Origin of the sequence: Mycobacterium paragordonae, from assembly GCF_003614435.1 — a bacterium.
Lineage (GTDB): Bacteria > Actinomycetota > Actinomycetes > Mycobacteriales > Mycobacteriaceae > Mycobacterium > Mycobacterium paragordonae.
The window spans coordinates 2108451-2125321 of sequence record NZ_CP025546.1 but is presented as its reverse complement, the minus strand read 5'-3'; the positions used below and the strand labels follow the sequence as shown (position 1 = coordinate 2125321).

Below are 16871 nucleotides of genomic sequence, written 5' to 3'. Positions count from 1 at the left end.
CGAAGTCCTACGTGGGGCAGATGATGCGCCGCAGCCGGGTCCGTACCCATGACGAATCACGACACCATGGCGAACCGGGCGACGGGCATACTCGAACAAGGTGCGCAGCATGCCGGACAACGAATCGTGGCGAAGCGGTCCATCCACGTTATGGGTGATGGCCGGGGCGCACGCCGCTCACAGTCCGGCGACTCCACTCCCGGTTGCGGTGACCGCGGCGGGCCTGGTTTCCGCCGTCCGGCTGGGCCCCGACGCGCTGCGACGCTCGCCACCGCAGATAGCGCAGTGGGACGCCATCCGCAGCCACTATCCGCAAGTCGCCGACTGGATTGACAACGATGCCGCCGGTATCAGGCCCGCGGCCGCGGCGCCTGACGCCGGCCCCGCCGGGCGGATGAGCCGCGCCGGCGTCGTCGACTATCTCGGGCTACTCGACGACAGCGACGACGTCGACCGTTGGCTGTCGACCGAGCCCGACTACTGGGTCACCGCCGGCGCGTCCGTCGACGCCGCCACGACGGCCGTCGCCGAGTTCCGGCGTCATTACCGGCAGGCGGCGGTGATCGGCCCGATCACCGTCTATCGACGCCGCGAGGGTCAGGCCTGACCGCAGGCCGCCAGGACCAGCTCGCGCACCCGCGCGGCGTCGGCCTGCCCGCGGGTGGCCTTCATCACCGCGCCGACGATCGCGCCCGCCGCGGCCACCTTTCCGCCCCGAATCTTGTCTGCCACATCAGGATTGGCGGCCAGCGCCTCGTCCACCGCGGCCTGGGTGAGGGAATCGTCGCGCACCAGCGCCAGGCCGCGCGCCGTCATCACCGCTTCCGGCTCACCTTCTCCGGCCAGCACACCTTCGACGACCTCGCGCGCCAGCTTGTTGGACAGCTTGCCCTGGTCCACCAGGGCGATCACCTCGGCGACCTGGGCCGGGGTGATGGCCAGTTCTTCCAGGCTGATACCCGCCTCATTTGCCTTCTGCAGCAAGAAGTTTCCCCACCACGAGCGGGCGTCCTTGCTGGCCGCTCCGTGCTTGACGGTTTCGGCGATCAATTCGACCGCGCCGGCATTGACGAGGTCTCGCATCACCTCGTCGGAGAAACCCCATTCGTCCTGAATCCTCTTGCGAATCAACCACGGCAGCTCGGGGATGGTCTGGCGCAGCCGCTCGACCAGCTCGCGGCTGGGCGCCACGGGTTCGAGGTCGGGCTCGGGGAAATAGCGGTAGTCCTGGGCGGTTTCCTTCGCGCGGCCGGGACTGGTGTAGCCGGCCTCGTGAAAGTGTCTGGTCTCCTGGATGATTTCGCCACCAGCCACCAGAACCGCTGCCTGACGCTGCATTTCGTAACGGACCGCGACCTCGACGCTCTTGAGCGAGTTGACGTTTTTGGTCTCGGTGCGGGTGCCGAATTCGCTGGCGTCCTTTGGCATCAGCGATACGTTCGCGTCGCAGCGCATCGACCCCTGATCCATCCGCACGTCGGATACGTCGAGCCCGCGCAACAGGTCTCGCAGCGCGGTGACGTAGGCGCGAGCGATCTGGGGGGCCCGCGCGCCGGCACCGACGATCGGTTTGGTGACGATCTCGATGAGCGGTACGCCGGCCCGGTTGTAGTCGATCAGCGACGTGGTCGCGCCGTGGATACGGCCCGTTTCGCTGCCGATGTGGGTGAGCTTGCCGGTGTCTTCCTCCATGTGGGCGCGCTCGATCTCCACCCGCCAGGTGGTGCCGTCCTCCAGCGGCGCCTCGAGGAAGCCGTTGATGGCGATCGGCTCGTCGTACTGGGAAATCTGGTAGTTCTTCGGCATGTCCGGGTAGAAGTAGTTCTTCCGGGCGAACCGGCACCAGTCCACGATTTCGCAGTTCAAGGCCAGACCGATGCGAATCGCCGACTCGACCGCGACCTGGTTGAGCACCGGGAGCGAACCCGGCAGTCCCAGGCAGACCGGGCACACCTGGGTGTTGGGCTCGCCGCCGAACGTGTTGGTGCAGCCGCAGAACATTTTGGTGGCGGTGGACAGCTCGACATGGACTTCCAGTCCGAGCACCGGATCAAATCGTTCGATGACCTCGTCGTATTCGAGCAGCTCAGCCCCAGTAACCGTCATAGGCATCGATCCTAATGGTGATCGCGAGCGCGGCAGAGCCGGGCGAAGCGGGTCACCATCGTCGTCCTAGTGGTGATCGCGAGCGCGGCGGAGCCGGGCGAAGCGGGTCACCATCGTCGTCCTAGTGGTCAGCGGGGACCACCCCTCAGGACGTCGGCTAGCGCTTGGGGAACGTCCGGGCCAGCGCGGCCGCCATTTCCAGATAAGAGCGCCGGCTTTCCTTACTCAACAGATCCAGCCCGATCTCCGTGCCCAGATGCACGTGCTTATCGAACGGCAGTACCACGGTCGCCGCCACGCGCGCCGACAACAGCTCAAGCTCCTTGGCCGCCAAAGCGCTGAGCTTGGTCCGCTCGACGTAATTCAGCGCCAGCACGGTCGACTCAAGCAACTTGCCATACCCGTTGTGCCGCAACCACTCCAGCGTGGTGGAGGTCTTCTGCATCGCGCATATCGACGTGCTGGTGACGACCACGAGTGCGCGTGATTCCGGCAGCACCGCATCCATCACGCCCGACTTCAGGGTCTTGGGACAATCCACCAACACCAGCGAATAGTGGCTGCGCAGTATCGAGTACGCCTTGACGAAGTCCTGGCGGCTGATGCTCCAGTGGCTGTTGGCGTAGTCCGGCGGTCCGAGCACCTCCAGCCCGGAGCTGTTCATATATGTGTGCGCCCGCACGTCGGCATAACGTGCCACCGATGGGTCGGTCAGCAGGTCGGCCATGCTCAAACTGTTCCGCCGTCCGTGCCGGTCCGCCAAGTCGCCGGCGTCGGTGTCGACGGCGATCACACGGTCGGAGCGCAGGCTGGCGAAGGTCGAGCCGAGCGCTTCGACGACGGCGGTCTTGCCGACGCCGCCTTTGAGGTTGAGAACCGCGATCGGGAAGGCCCCACCCACCGGGGTGCGGATCTGCTCGCGCAGCGCGTTCTCGTGGGCGGCCTCGCGGCCCGCCCCCAGGTCGACGCCCACATATCGCCGAATCAGTTCCCGCCAGCTGCGTTGCTCGGGAGCCTCGGGCTCGATCGCATCAAGCGCGGTACCGCCCGGGACGCGCTCGCGGCGCACCGGTGGGGCGACCGGGACCGAGGGGTTGGACGTCACCGGGGATCTGAATCGGTTGGGTCGAGGCTGCGGCGGTGAAGGTGGCTGCGACGCGGGGGTGTCCGGACGGAGCGGCTGGGGCACCGTGATGGCCCCGCTATCGGTGTTCACCCGCCAGGCTCGATCCGGACCACCCTGGATCCGGGCCGGTGAAACGCGCCGCTCAAGGACTCCGCGATACGGACCGCGGTTGTTCATATTTGACGTATAACCGATTCTTAGAAACGAAAAACCTGCCAAAAAGTGAAGGCTGGACTACCGCTGAGCCAACAACCTCAGCCGAAGAATGCGGCAGCGTCGTCGTAGCGGCTCTCGGGCACCAGCTTGAGTTGGCGAACGGCGTCGGCCAGCGGCACCCGCCCGATGTCCTGCCCCCGCAGCGACACCATCTGCCCGTACTCGCCTGCGTGCGCCGCGTCTGCCGCGTTGACGCCGAAACGGGTGGCCAGCACCCGGTCGTAGGCCGTCGGCGAGCCGCCGCGCTGCACGTGGCCCAGCACCGTCACCCGGACGTCCTTGTTGATGCGCTTTTCCACCTCGGCCCCGAGCTGGGCGGCCACACCGGTGAACTTCTCGTGGCCGAACTCGTCGAGGCCGCCTTCGCGCAGCGCGATCGAGCCCGCTACCGGCTTGGCCCCTTCGGCGACCACGCAGATGAAGTGCGAGTCGCCGCGCTGGAAGCGCTGTTTGACCAGCCGGCACACTTCCTCGACGTCGAAGGGCTGCTCCGGGATCAGCGTCATGTGCGCACCGGAGGCCAGTCCGGCGTTGAGCGCGATCCACCCGGCATGGCGGCCCATGACCTCGACCAGCATCACCCGCTGGTGTGATTCGGCGGTGCTGTGCAGCCGGTCGATGGCGTCGGTGGCCACCGTCAGCGCGGTGTCGTGACCGAAAGTCACATCGGTGCAGTCGATGTCGTTGTCGATGGTCTTCGGCACCCCCACTACCGGCACGTTCTCCTCCGAGAGCCAGTGCGCGGCCGTCAGGGTGCCTTCGCCGCCGATCGGGATGAGGACGTCGATGCCGTTGTCGTCGAGGGTCTGCTTGACCTGATCGAGCCCGGCCCGCAGCTTGGCGGGGTTCACGCGGGCCGTCCCCAGCATCGTTCCGCCCTTGGCCAGCAGTCGGTCGTTGCGATCGTCGTTGCGCAGTTGCATGCGCCGGTTCTCCAGCAGCCCGCGCCAGCCGTCCTGGAATCCGACCACCGACGAGCCGTAGCGGGCATCGCAGGTGCGCACTACCGCCCGGATGACGGCGTTGAGGCCGGGACAGTCACCACCGCCTGTGAGAACTCCGATCCGCATGTCCTCATCTTGCCCTGCGGCCCGCTACCTGGCGCGAGCAGACGCAAAATCGCATAGAAACCTCGGGTTTCATGCGATTTTGCGACTGCTCAACACCCCTAGAGAGCGGTCGGCAGGGCACCCCGGGCGGCCTCGTAGGCCGCGCCCACGCGGTACAACCGGTCGTCGGCCAGTGCGGGCGCCATGATCTGCAGCCCCACCGGCAGCCCGTCGTCCGGTGACAAACCGGAGGGCACCGACATGCCGCAGTGCCCCGCCAGGTTGAGCGGGAGCGTGCACAGGTCGAACAGGTACATGGCCAGCGGGTCGTCCACCTTCTCCCCCAACCGGAAGGCGGTGGTCGGGGTCGCCGGTGACACCAGCACGTCTACGGACTGGTAAGCCTCGTCGAGGTCGCGGGCGATCAGGGTCCGCACCTTCTGCGCCTGGTTGTAGTAGGCGTCGTAGTACCCGGCCGACAGGGCGTAGGTGCCGATCATGATGCGTCGCTTGACCTCCGGCCCGAAGCCCGCGGCCCGGGTCATCGCCATGACCTCTTCGGCACTGTGGGTGCCGTCGTCGCCGACCCGCAGGCCGTACCGCATCGCATCGAAGCGGGCCAGGTTGCTCGACACCTCCGACGGCAGGATCAGGTAGTAGGCCGGCAGCGAGTAGTCGAAGTGCGGGCAGTCGACCTCGCTGACCTGCGCGCCCAGCGACTTGAGCTGCTCGACGGCCGCTTCGAACGAGCTCAACACCCCCGGCTGGTAGCCCTCACCGGTATGCAGTTGGCGCACCACTCCGACGCGCACGCCGGTCAGGTCGCCGGCCGCACCCGCTCTGGCCGCCGCGACGACGTCCGGGACCTGCGCGTCGATCGAGGTGGAGTCGCGGGGATCGTGGCCGGCGATCACCTCGTGCAGCAATGCGGTGTCCAGGACGGTACGGGCGCACGGGCCGCCCTGGTCCAGCGACGACGCGCAGGCGATCAGCCCGTATCGCGACACCGTGCCATAGGTGGGTTTGACGCCGACGGTGGCGGTCAGCGCCGCCGGCTGCCGGATCGAGCCCCCGGTGTCCGAGCCGATGGCCAGGGGCGCCTGGAACGCCGCCAGTGCCGCCGCGCTCCCGCCGCCGGAGCCGCCGGGAACGCGTTCGACGTCCCAGGGATTGCGGGTGGGGCCGAACGCGGAGTTCTCCGTCGACGAGCCCATGGCGAACTCGTCCATGTTGGTCTTGCCCAGGATCGGGATGCCCGCCGCCCGCAGCCGGACGGTCAGCGTGGCGTCGTAAGGCGACTGCCAGCCCTCCAGGATCTTGGAACCGCAGGTCGTGGGCATGTCGGCCGTGGTGAACACGTCTTTGAGCGCCAGCGGCACGCCGGCCAGCGCCGACGGGAGCCGTTCCCCGGCGGCCACCGCGCGGTCGACGACGGACGCGGCCGCCAGCGCCTGGTCGGCAGCCACGTGCAGAAACGCGCCGTAACGGTCGTCGGTCGCCTCGATCTGGTCCAGGCAGGCCTGGGTGACTTCGACCGACGACAGCTCTTTGGCGGCGATCTTGGCGGCCAGGGTGGCGGCGTCGAGCCGGATGATGTCCGTCACTGGCTCTCCCCCAGGATCTGCGGGACGGCGAAGCGGCCGTCGACCGCCTCCGGCGCCGCGGCCAGCGCCTGCTGCTGAGTCAGGCAGGGCTGCGTCTCGTCCGGACGGGTGACGTTGACGTCCTTGAGGGGGTTGTCGGTGGCTTCGACACCGGTCACGTCGACGGCCTGAATCTGGCTGACGTGGCTCAGGATGGCGTCGAGCTGGCCGACGAAACTGTCCAGCTCGGTCTCGGTCAATGCCAGCCGGGCCAGCCGGGCCAGGTGGGCCACCTCGTCGCGGGAGATCTGGGACACGAGCGAAAAGCCTAACGTGCCGCGACTGTGAAGCTGGCTTCACGTGCGTCGCCCACCGTGCAGCCGGCTGCACGCTCGCGCGCCAAGGCCGTCCAGCGCACCGGCCGAAATGCCGCCCGCGCCTCGCTGTGCAACAGTGTTGGCCGTGCCTTCGTATCTGTTGCGCATCGAGTTGGTCGACCGACCAGGCAGTCTGGGGTCGCTCGCCGTTGCGCTCGGTTCAGTGGGGGCCGACATCTTGTCGTTGGACGTGGTGGAACGCGCCGCCGGATACGCAATCGACGACCTGGTGATCGAACTCCCCCCGGGAGCGATGCCGGACACGCTGATCACCGCCGCCGAATCGCTGCCCGGAGTCCGCGTGGACAGCGTGCGCCCGCACACCGGCCTGCTCGAGGCGCACCGCGAGCTGGAGCTGCTGGACCTCGTCTCCGCCGCCCGCGACAACGCGTCCAAACTGCAGGTCCTGGCGGACCAGGCACCCCGGATCCTGCGGGTGGGCTGGTGCACGGTGCTGCGCGATACGCAGGGCAGGGTGCAGCGGCTGGCCGGCAGCACCGGCGCACCGGAAACGCGGGCCGATTCGGCACCCTGGTTGCCGATCGAACACGCGCTGACGCTCGACGGCAGCGCCGAATGGGTGCCGCAGGCCTGGCGCGATATGGACACCACCATGGTCGCGGCCCCGCTGGGCGACAAACACACCGCGGTCGTGCTCGGCCGGCCGGGCCCGGAGTTCCGCCCATCGGAAGTCGCCCGCCTCGGCTACCTGGCGGGCATCGTGGCGACCATGCTGCGCTGAACCTCGGGAAAGCCCGCGCGCCCGGGCCTGATTGCGCTGTTGCGCAACACACTTCAGCACCTGGTTCCCGACGGCGGAGCCTATCCGCAAAGCGCAACCTGGCCACACAGCGAATCACCGGGCAGATATGCGAAATGTCACCGGCCTGTATGAACGTGCTGTTAGGGTTCGCATGGAACCGCTTTCAGCAAACCAGCTCGAGACTCGCCTCATGCACAGTCAGACCCCCGCGACCAGCTTGCATGCCATCATCACGACGGTGGCCACCAAGCTTTTGGGCGCCACCAGCAGCACCGCCGTGGCGAATAGCACGGAGGTTCTCGCTGAGCTGGTTCGATACCTCGACGTCGACGTCAGCTTTCTGCGGCACAACGACCACAACATCCGCGCCACCGTGCTGGTGGCCGAATGGCCGCCGCGGCCGGACGTTCCGGACCCCGACCCGTTGCACACCATCTATTTCGCCGAGGCCGACCCCGTGTTCGCACTCGCCGAGCACGCCAAGGAACCGGTCATCCTGCGTCCGGAATCCCAGGACGAGAAATACCAGCAGACCATCTCCGAAGCGAGCGGCATCCCGGCCATCTCGTTGGCCTCAATCCCCCTGCTGTCCGGCAATGTCACCACCGGAACGCTGGGTTTCGTCAAATACGGCGACCGCAGCTGGAACGAGGACGAGATCAACGCGCTGACCGTGGTGGCCACCATGTTGGCCCAGGTACAGGCCCGGATCAGCATCGAGGACCAGTTGAGCTACCAGGCCAGCCACGACGACCTGACCGCCCTGCCGAACCGGCGCGCCCTGGTATCCCACCTCGACGAGCGCCTGACCGCGGGCCGGGCCGGGCCGGTGACGGTGCTGGTCTTCAACCTCGACCGCCTCAAGGCGATCAACGACTATCTCGGACACGAGGCCGGCGATGCGTTCATTCGCGACTTCGCAACCGAAACCAGCGCAGCGATCAAAGGACAGGGCCTCATCGCCCGGATCGGCGGCGACGAATTCGTCGTCGTGCCGGCGGCGGCGACCGACCTCGCCGAGGCGAGGCGCCTGGCCGAGCGGCTCAGCTCTCGGCTGACCGATCACGTTGTCATCGGAGGTGAAATCGTCAACCGCACGGTGAGCGTCGGCGTGGCGACCGGCACCCCCGGAAAGGACACCAGCCTGGACCTGCTCCGGCACGCCGATGATGCACTGCAGTGCACCAAAGGCACTGGCGCACAACGCATCGGCGTCATCTCCACCGACGTGGTCAACCGCCGCAAGATTCGCGCCGACATCGAGTTGCACCTACCGGGCGCGATCGAGACCGATGCGCTGACCGTTCTCTACCTGCCGGAGATCGACATGCTGACCGGCAAGATCCTCGCGGTCGAGGCGCTGGCCCGCTGGCAACACCCGACCCTGGGGCTCTTGCTGCCCGAAGTGTTCATCCCGATCGCCGAATCGCTGAATCTGGCCGGCGAATTGGGCAAGTGGGTGCTCAACGCGGCCTGCGCCGACCTGTCGCAGTGGCGGTCCCAGGGCGTCGGCCTCGACATCATGTTGCGCGTCAACGTTTCCCCGGCCCAGTTGGTGGCCCAGGACCTGGTGAACGTCGTGAGCCGAACGGTCGGCAAGTTCGGCCTCAGCGGTATGGCGCTCGGGCTGGAGATCACCGAAAGCATGCTCATCAGAGATGTGGCGAGCACCCGCGCCACCCTGAGCGCCCTCACCGACCTCGGGATCGACATCGCCATCGACGACTTCGGCACCGGGTTCAGTGGCATGGGACTGCTGCGGACGCTGCCGGTGAGCACCCTGAAGATTGACCGTGGGTTCGTCCGGGATCTCGACGTCAGCGCCGACGATCTGGCCATCGTCCGGGCGGTGATGGGGCTTGCCGAAGCGCTGGATCTGAATGTGGTTGCCGAGGGCGTGGAGAGCGAGGGGGCGGCCCGGACGCTGCTGAAGGAGGGCTGTGTGCGGGCTCAGGGTTTCCTGTTCTGCCGGCCGCTGTCCGCGGCCGCAATCCGGGAGTTGCTCGCCATCGGCACCATAGAGACCGGATTACGTTAGCGCGCTTGCGGTTTCACTACCGGATCGTCGTCCTCCCACAGCAGTAGCTGCCGGACCGCCGGACGGGAGCCATAGGGTTGCAACATCCGGCTGGCCGGTCGCGGACGCACGCGCTGCGGCCACCAGAACCAGCGCCCCAGCAGCGCCGCAATCGACGGCGTCATGAACGACCGCACGATCAGGGTGTCGAACAACAGGCCCAGCCCGATGGTCGTCCCGATCTGACCGAGCACTTGGAAGCCGCTGAACAGGAACGCGCACATGGTCACCGCGAACACCAACCCCGCCGAGGTGACGACGGAACCGGATCCGGCCATCGCCCGGATGATTCCGGTATTGAGACCGGCGCCGATCTCTTCCCGGAACCGGGAAATCAACAACAGGTTGTAATCCGAACCGACGGCCAGCAGCAGGATCACCGCCAGCGCGAGCACCACCCAGTACAACTTGATCCCGAACATGTACTGCCACACCAGCACTGACAGCCCGAAGGACGCGCCCAACGAGAGCGCCACCGTGCCGACGATCACCAGCGCGGCGACCAGACTGCGGGTCAGCATCATCATGATCAACAGAATCAGGCTCAGTGCCGCGATCCCGGCGATCATCAGGTCGTACTTGGCGCCGTCCTGGATGTCCTCATAGGTGGCGGCGGTGCCGCCGAGATAAAACTTCGCCTCGGCCATCGGCGTGCCCTTCACCGCTTCGTGCGCGGCCTTCCTGATCGGCTCGATATGCGAAATGCCCTCGGGGGTGGCGGGATCGCCTTCGTGGGTGATGATCATCCGGGCCGCCTTGCCGTCGGGCGACAGGAACAACTTGAGCCCACGCTTGAAGTCGGGATTGTTGAAGACTTCCGGTGGCAGGTAGAAGGTGTCGTCGTTTTTGGCGGTGTCGAAGGCGCGCCCAAGGGCCGTCGAGTTCTCGATGGCCGCGGCGGTCTGCGCGTAAATGCCGGACAGGGTGGCGTAATTCGCCATCGTCAGGTCGTGATTGGTTTCCTGGCTGGCGATCTGCTGTGGTATCAGGGCCACCAGTTTCGGCTGCAGCGCATCGAGTTTCTCGAGTGTGGCCGTGAGGTCCTGGAACCGTGACGTGAGTTGATCGATCCCGTCCAGGGCGTCGAGCACCGACCTGATCGCATAGCAGGCCGGGATATCGAAACAGTGCTTCTCCCAATAGAAATAACTCCGGATGGGCCGGAAGAAGTCGTCGAAATTGGCGATCTTGTCGCGCAGGTCGTTCATGATGGCGACGGTGTCCCGGAAGCTCTGGGCCTCGCTGTGGGTGGTCGTCGCGAGTTCCTGCTGCAGGGTGTACTGCTGGTGCAGGATGTCGATTCCCTTCGACAGCTCACCGGCCTGTCGCAGCAGGTCGTCCGCGCGGTCCCGTTGATACCGCAGGTTTTCGGTCTGGTTGGCGCTCTGGGCGCTGATCTGAAACGCGAGTGAGGTGTGGTTGAGCGGCGTGCCCAGCGGTCGGGTGATGGTCTGCACCTGTGCGATGCCGGGCAGGTGGAAGACCGCTTTGGCCACCCGGTCCAGAATCAGCATGTCGGCCGGGTTGCGCATGTCGTGATCGGTTTCGAGCATCAGCAATTCGGGCTCCAGGCGCGCCCGGGAGAAATGCCGCTCGGCGGCCGCGTATCCGACGTTGGCCGGCGCGCTGTCCGGCATGTAGGGGCGCGTGTCGTAGCTCGTCTGGTATCCGGGCAGGGTGAGCAGGCCGATGAAGGCCAGGGCGCACGCCACGGTCAACACCGGACCCGGCCAGCGCACGATGGCCGTTCCGATGCGTCGCCAGCCACGGGTCCGCATCGCGCGTTTGGGTTCGAAGATGCCGACCAGTGCACCCAGGGTCAGCACGGCCGGCGCCAGGGTGAGCGCGGCCACCAGCGCGACGAGGATGCCCAGTGCGGCGGGTATGCCCAGGCTCTGGAAGTACGGCAGCCGGGTGAAGCTCAGACAGGCCACCGCTCCGGCGACGGTCAGGCCCGAACCCAGGACGATATGGGCGGTGCCGCGAAACATCGTGTAGTACGCCGTATCTCGGTCCTCACCCGCGCTGCGTGCCTCCTGGTAGCGGCCGACGACGAAGATCGCGTAGTCGGTCCCGGCGGCGATCACCAGCAGAGTGAGCAGATTGGTCGCGTAGGTCGACAGCCCGATGATGCCGGCATTGCCGAGGAAGGCGACGATGCCGCGGGCGGCAGCCATCTCGATCAGGACCGTCACCAGGACCAGCAGCATGGTCAGGAAGGAGCGGTAGACGAAGAGCAACATCAGCGCGATCACCCCGACGGTGATGCCGGTGACCTTCGCGGTCCCCTTACTACCGACGTCGAACTGATCCGAGATCAGCGGCGCCGCGCCGGTCACGTAGGCCTTGACACCTGCCGGGGGCGGGAAGTGTTCGATGATTTCCCTTACCGCGCCGACGGATTCGTTGGCCAGCGCCGACCCTTGGTTGCCGGCGAGGTTGAGCTGCACGTAGGCGGCCTTGCCGTCGGTGCTCTGCGACCCTGCGGCGGTCAGCGTGTCGCCCCAGAAGTCCTGCACGTGCTCGACGTGCTTGCGGTCGGCTTCGAGCTTGCGGACCAGGGTGTCGTAATAGCGGTGGGCGTCGGCGCCCAGCGGCTGTTCGCCTTCCAGGACGACCATGGCGGTGCTGTCGGTGTCGAACTCGTGAAACTTCTGACCGATGCGTTTGGTCGCCTGCAGCGACGGCGCGTCGGCCATGATCAGCGCGACGTTGTGGGTCTTGCCGACCTCTTCCAGTTGCGGCACCAGCGCGTTGGAGACCCCCGCCAGCACCACCCAGAACAGCAGGATAGGCACCGAGAGCCGGCGGATGAGGTGCGGGATTCGCGGCAGCTGCTCGTTGCTCATCCGGACTTGTCCAAACAGAAGGTATAGGCGTAGGGCGTGTTGATGGTGCGTTCGTCCTTGACGTCGCCGTTGACGGTGATGCGGCACCCGATGGTGGCACCGTTGCCCTGTGCCACAACGTTTCCCAGGACCGCAGGCTCGGTGGTGGTAATGGTGAACGACCACGGCAGGGCGGCGTCGACCACCTGCTGCGGCTGGGCGTTGACGTCGAGGTAGTTGATGGTGGCCGTCGCACCGGGGGCGCCGAAAACCTCGAGGACGACGTGCTTGGGATTGAACGGGACGATCTCATTGGAGACGCCGTGGCCGGCCGACGCTCCCTTGCCGGCGTCGAACATGCCGTGCAGGCGGTAGATGGCGAATCCGGCGGCTACCAGGACAACGACCGCGACCAGCGCCATCCATCCCCTCTTCAACACCGATGTCCGCGAATTCCCCTGCACCCGTTGACCTTTCGATATTCGGGCGTTACCGGGCCGCCGGCGCGACCGTCGTGGTTATGACAGTACGGTACTGGACCGTACTGCACAAGAGACGCGAGCGTGCACTTTGGGGCTCGGTAGTTAGGTCAAGGAGCCCGCGGTCATGCTGGGCATCTGGGTTATCGAGATCTTGGCCATGACACATCCTAAGGCGGGCGCGCTCGGCGACGGGCGCGCGGACACTCGTCACTTCGGAACGTGGCGCGTGTGTGTTCGCGGCGGGCCTTCTGTTGGTGTGGCCCTGTATTCTGGACCGGCTTTGGCGGTCATCTTGGTCATCTTGTTTCAGGTGGCGTTCATCTGACGCGACCGCCAGACGCAACGGTGGGAGATTTTCTTGAGACTCCGGTCGGCGACGGCGGCCTGGCCTTCAGCCGACCCCTGGCCACGACTGCGATCGGGGCAATCATGGTGGCATTGATCATCGTCATGCCGCAACGTCGCGGACGTCACCCCGAAACATCAAGCGCCTCAACGACATGAGAATCCTGCTCGTCGAGGATGAAGCAGGATTGGCCGCAACCCTGTCCAGGGGGCTCAAGGCTGAGGGTTTCGTCGTCGTAGCCGTCGACTCTGGCACGGACGGCCTGCACGAGGCGACTCACAACACATACGACGTCGTGGTGCTCGACATCATGCTGCCCGGTCTCAGCGGATATGAGGTGCTGCGCCGGATGCGCACGCAGCGTGTGTGGACGCCGGTCTTGATGCTGACCGCCAAGGACGGCGAATACGACCAGACCGACGCTTTCGATCTCGGAGCCGACGACTATCTCACCAAACCTTTTTCATTTCGGGTCCTGGTGGCTCGCCTGCGCGCGTTGGCGCGTCGAGGGGCACCGGAGCGACCGGTGGTGTTGACCGCTGGGTCGCTGTCTTTGGACCCCGCGCGGCACACCGTCGAGCGGGACTCGACCGCAATATCTCTGACTCCTCGCGAGTACGGACTGCTGGAATTCCTGTTGCGCAACAAGGACGTGGTTGTAACGAAGGCCGAGATACTGCGCAACGTCTGGGACGCGCACTATGACGGTCCTGACAACGTGGTTGAGGTGTACGTGGGATATCTCCGACGCAAAGTCGACGGTCCCTTTGGTACCAACACCATCGAGACGGTCCGAGGCGTCGGCTACCGACTGCTGTCCTGAGGCAGAAACAATCCTCGATCGGGCTGTGCGTGCGTTGCCCCCCAGGAAGCGGGACTTACTGCCGAGGGTTCGGCGCGCGATCGGTGATGCTGCAACGGCGGAGAGAGGCAATCTCAGCAATCTCTCAGCGCTTCGTTCCTACGCTTCTACGTCGTGGCGATCACTCCGAATGACGGACAACGGAAATTGTGTTGTTACCGCAAGCAGCGACGCAGCGGCAGGCCGCTTTCTGGGACGCACCGATGCGACCTGGGAGCAACGGTGGCGTCCACCGCGATGCCAAGCCACTGCGACAGCATCGCCGCAATCATCACGGCTGGCCCGCCCGTGCCGCCGAGGTGTCACAGCCGCGCGGCGCTGACTGGATTACCCATTTCAGCTGAACAACGTTGTGCATCAATGCTGTTGGTGTGCGGATAGTTACGAACGGCTGATGCGCGGGGACGGTTTCTGCCTCATGCAGGTCACGGTGACCCGCGGCGGGGCTACGCTCTTGGACCAGGTCAGCGCAAGTATTCCGGCCGCCCGCTGCACCGCCGTTGTTGGTGCCAGCGGGGCCGGCAAGTCGACATTGTTGCGGTTGCTGAACCGGCTCGATGAACCTACGACCGGACGTATCACGCTCGACGGTGCGCCCATCGACGGAATGGACGTCTTGGTATTGAGGCGGCGCGTTGGGCTGGTGGCGCAAGCCGCGGTATTGCTGACCGATCGAGTGCTCGACGAGGTCCGCGTGGGTCGCCCCGACTTGCCTGAGGCCGGAGTGGCCAAGTTGCTGGAACGCGTGGGGCTGTCGCCAGGGTTCTCCTTACGCGCGACCGCGGAGCTGTCAGGCGGGGAAATGCAACGGGTGTGTCTAGCGCGGGCGTTAGCCGTCGAACCGAAGACGCTGCTTCTCGATGAGCCGACGTCGGCGCTCGACGGGGCTTCGGCCGAGGTGATCGGCGAGTTGGTAGCCGCCTATGTGAGCGCGGGTGGAACCGTGGTCCTGGTCAGCCATGACCACGCGTTAATCAAAAGCGTCGCCCAACAGGTTTTAATCCTCGAAAACGGTCGCCTGGTCGAGTGTGCCCGACCCGGCGACCCCGATCTTGGTTCAACCTCATGACCACCACCACGACCGTCGACGACGTGTTGCCGGAGTGGCGCCCGCGGAGAAGTGGCGTCAAGGACGCCCGGCTGGAAACGATGCAAACCTGCACCGATCAGGAAACCAATTGAAGGGAGTGTCGGAGATGGTGTGGCATGGAGTCTTGGCAAAGGCGGCACCTACGGTAGTCACTGGGATCGTCGGAGCGGTCGCGTATGACGGGCTACGCAAAGTGGCCAAGAAACCGCTGCGAGCAGCAGCTGTTTCCATGACGGCGGTGGGTTTGCGTCTCGCGCGCCAGGCTGAGGAAAGCGCCGAGCGGGCCCGGCTAGCGGTCGCCGACGTGGTAGCCGAGGCCGCGGAGCGCGTGGGAAAAGAGAGTTCACCGCCGACCGCGCAGGCCGAAGATGACCTCACGGAGACCGATGATGCCGGGCGTTGATGCCGGGCTCAGACCGGCGGTTGTATCCGCCGCGGCGGGGCGGATGCGGGTGCACGCCGTAGGCTTCCGCCACGATTACTTGCGGGCCTCAGCGATCGAGGAGACTGTCGCCAAGGTCACCGGAGTGCGCGCAGTACAGGCGTATCCGCGTACCGCATCTGTCGTGGTTTGGTATGCGCCCGGAGCGTGCGATACCGCAGCCGTTCTGGCAGCGATCTGCAGCGTGGAGTCCGTCGGTGCCGCGCCGACGGGCGAGCGTACTTCCCGCTCCTCGGTTGCTCGCGGCCGCAGCAGTGTGCTGAACAACGTCATCGGCCGGCTCGCCCGAACGTTGTCGAAACCGCGCGGTGGGCTGTCAAGTGATCCGCCCGAGATTCAGAGGCTGCGTGCAGCACTGGACCGTCTTGGGTACCACCTCGAACCTGCCCCCGCCGGTCAGCATTCGCCGATCCGGTTGATTAAACGCGGCCGAGTTCGCGTCCGCGCGCAGTGGGTATCCCTGACCTTGCCGCTGGGGTTGATAGCGCTCGGATTGACCGGCGTCGGCGTTTGTTGGTTACTACGGCGGGCGGCGAATATGGGCTTTCCGGCGGCTCGACCTGCACGCGCGCGGATGATCCGACATAGCCCGAGATCGCCCCTGGCCGCGATGGCGACAGCGGCGCCGGCCGTACCGAGCTGGGGCGGGGTTGGCGTATCGCTTCTGTTGGTCACGGCGGCAGGTGCGGTTACGTACCGGCAGCGGCTGGGTTTGACGAAGGAGCTTGTCGTCGCCGCCGCACGCGCCGCAGTACAGCTGGTCACGGCCGGTGCTCTTCTTCGCGTCTTGTTCCAGTGGACGAGCCTGCTTGGCGCCGCCGGGTGGGTGAGCATGATGACGATCGTTGCCGGACAGGTCGCAGGTCGGCGCGGTGCAGGCATACCACAGGCCAGGCTTATCGCCACTGGCGGAGTTGCCGCCAGCACCGGTGTCACGCTCGGAGCTTTGCTGGCCGGACGGGTGATCGCCGCCGAGACCCGCGTGCTCGTTCCAGTCAGCGGCATGATTGTCTCCTCCGCCATGCTGGCGGCCGGAAGTACTTTGCGGCGTCTCGACTACGAAGTTCGCCAGTCGCGCCCAGCCATCGAAGCCCGATTGTCTCTCGGCCAATCCGGGCGGCAGGCGATCTTGCCTCACCGGCGATCAGCGCTGCGGACGGCGTTGATTCCGACGATAGATTCCACCAAGGTAGTCGGGCTGATCAGCCTGCCTGGCGCGATGACCGGACTGATCCTGGCCGGAACGAGCCCCCTCACCGCGATTCGCTACCAAATCGTGGTGATGTATATGCAGCTTGCCGCCACCGCGCTGTCCGCCCTCGTCACGGTCCGCCTCGCAGAGAAATCGCTTTTCGACGACGCGCAACGCCTGAATCAGGCGAACCTGCCTGGCAATACGAGTTGACCCTCGCCTAATTGTGGCCGTTGTCGCGAGCATTCCGGTATCTGACGTTGATCGCCTTCGGGAGGCCACGCCATATCAGCGCGCCGACACAGCCGACGGGGTGACGCGGATCGATCCAG

The 16871-nt window shown here is 66.1% G+C and carries 15 protein-coding genes; 8 read left to right on the top strand and 7 right to left on the bottom strand.

The features are described from left to right. Positions 1-109 precede the first annotated feature (109 nt). Entirely contained in the window at positions 110-607 is a 498-nt protein-coding gene (locus C0J29_RS09975; protein WP_120792215.1) for an MgtC/SapB family protein, read from the top strand. On the opposite strand, the gene gatB is transcribed toward C0J29_RS09975, so the two are convergent. The 5 genes from gatB to gatC all read right to left on the bottom strand — a co-directional run bounded on the left by gatB (position 598) and on the right by gatC (position 6397). Next, entirely contained in the window at positions 598-2106 is a 1509-nt protein-coding gene (gene gatB / locus C0J29_RS09970) for an Asp-tRNA(Asn)/Glu-tRNA(Gln) amidotransferase subunit GatB (RefSeq protein WP_120792214.1), read from the bottom strand. The two genes, C0J29_RS09975 and gatB, sit on opposite strands and share 10 nt — an antisense overlap. A gap of 157 nt (positions 2107-2263) precedes the next feature. Then, positions 2264-3211, bottom strand: coding sequence for a MinD/ParA family ATP-binding protein (locus C0J29_RS09965; protein ID WP_232004367.1), 948 nt, complete (start codon positions 3209-3211; stop codon positions 2264-2266). A gap of 275 nt (positions 3212-3486) precedes the next feature. Beyond that, the gene (locus tag C0J29_RS09960) at positions 3487-4518 is read right to left on the bottom strand and encodes an ATP-dependent 6-phosphofructokinase (RefSeq protein ID WP_065048008.1); all 1032 of its coding nucleotides are present in this window, start codon (positions 4516-4518) and stop codon (positions 3487-3489) included. 98 nt (positions 4519-4616) lie between these two features. Further along, positions 4617-6101: an Asp-tRNA(Asn)/Glu-tRNA(Gln) amidotransferase subunit GatA gene (gene gatA / locus C0J29_RS09955; protein ID WP_120792212.1), complete on the bottom strand. Its 1485-nt coding sequence runs from the start codon at positions 6099-6101 to the stop codon at positions 4617-4619. Continuing rightward, positions 6098-6397: an Asp-tRNA(Asn)/Glu-tRNA(Gln) amidotransferase subunit GatC gene (gene gatC / locus C0J29_RS09950; RefSeq protein ID WP_120792211.1), complete on the bottom strand. Its 300-nt coding sequence runs from the start codon at positions 6395-6397 to the stop codon at positions 6098-6100. The genes gatA and gatC overlap by 4 nt, the downstream gene beginning before the upstream one ends. Positions 6398-6542: 145 nt before the next feature. On the opposite strand from gatC, the gene C0J29_RS09945 reads away from it, so the two are divergent. Beyond that, the gene (locus C0J29_RS09945; protein ID WP_120794657.1) at positions 6543-7199 is read left to right on the top strand and encodes an ACT domain-containing protein; all 657 of its coding nucleotides are present in this window, start codon (positions 6543-6545) and stop codon (positions 7197-7199) included. Positions 7200-7410: 211 nt separating this feature from the next. After that, positions 7411-9258 carry a bifunctional diguanylate cyclase/phosphodiesterase gene (locus C0J29_RS09940; protein ID WP_120792210.1) on the top strand — a complete coding sequence of 616 codons (1848 nt, stop codon included), beginning with the start codon at positions 7411-7413 and terminating at the stop codon, positions 9256-9258. Here C0J29_RS09940 and C0J29_RS09935 read toward each other — a convergent pair. Both C0J29_RS09935 and C0J29_RS09930 read right to left on the bottom strand, forming a co-directional pair. After that, positions 9255-12146 carry an MMPL/RND family transporter gene (locus tag C0J29_RS09935; RefSeq protein WP_120792209.1) on the bottom strand — a complete coding sequence of 964 codons (2892 nt, stop codon included), beginning with the start codon at positions 12144-12146 and terminating at the stop codon, positions 9255-9257. The two genes, C0J29_RS09940 and C0J29_RS09935, sit on opposite strands and share 4 nt — an antisense overlap. After that, the gene (locus tag C0J29_RS09930; protein ID WP_065047996.1) at positions 12143-12547 is read right to left on the bottom strand and encodes an MmpS family transport accessory protein; all 405 of its coding nucleotides are present in this window, start codon (positions 12545-12547) and stop codon (positions 12143-12145) included. The genes C0J29_RS09935 and C0J29_RS09930 overlap by 4 nt, the downstream gene beginning before the upstream one ends. Positions 12548-12731: 184 nt before the next feature. Between C0J29_RS09930 and C0J29_RS09925 the strand changes: the two genes are divergently transcribed. The 5 genes from C0J29_RS09925 (at position 12732) to C0J29_RS34745 (ending at position 16752) form a co-directional block, all read left to right on the top strand. Beyond that, positions 12732-12932 carry a hypothetical protein gene (locus C0J29_RS09925; RefSeq protein WP_120792208.1) on the top strand — a complete coding sequence of 67 codons (201 nt, stop codon included), beginning with the start codon at positions 12732-12734 and terminating at the stop codon, positions 12930-12932. 175 nt (positions 12933-13107) lie between these two features. Then, a complete protein-coding gene (locus tag C0J29_RS09920; protein WP_065161641.1) occupies positions 13108-13776 on the top strand; it encodes a response regulator transcription factor in 669 nt (222 codons plus the stop codon). 433 nt (positions 13777-14209) lie between these two features. Continuing rightward, positions 14210-14884 (top strand): ABC transporter ATP-binding protein, encoded by a 675-nt coding sequence (locus C0J29_RS09915; RefSeq protein WP_120792207.1) that lies wholly within the window; start codon positions 14210-14212, stop codon positions 14882-14884. Positions 14885-15011: 127 nt separating this feature from the next. Beyond that, a complete protein-coding gene (locus tag C0J29_RS09910) occupies positions 15012-15308 on the top strand; it encodes a DUF1490 family protein (RefSeq protein ID WP_120794656.1) in 297 nt (98 codons plus the stop codon). 649 nt (positions 15309-15957) lie between these two features. Next, positions 15958-16752, top strand: a complete 795-nt coding sequence (locus tag C0J29_RS34745; RefSeq protein WP_065161644.1) for an ABC transporter permease — start codon at positions 15958-15960, stop codon at positions 16750-16752. The last annotated feature ends 119 nt before the right edge of the window (positions 16753-16871 follow it).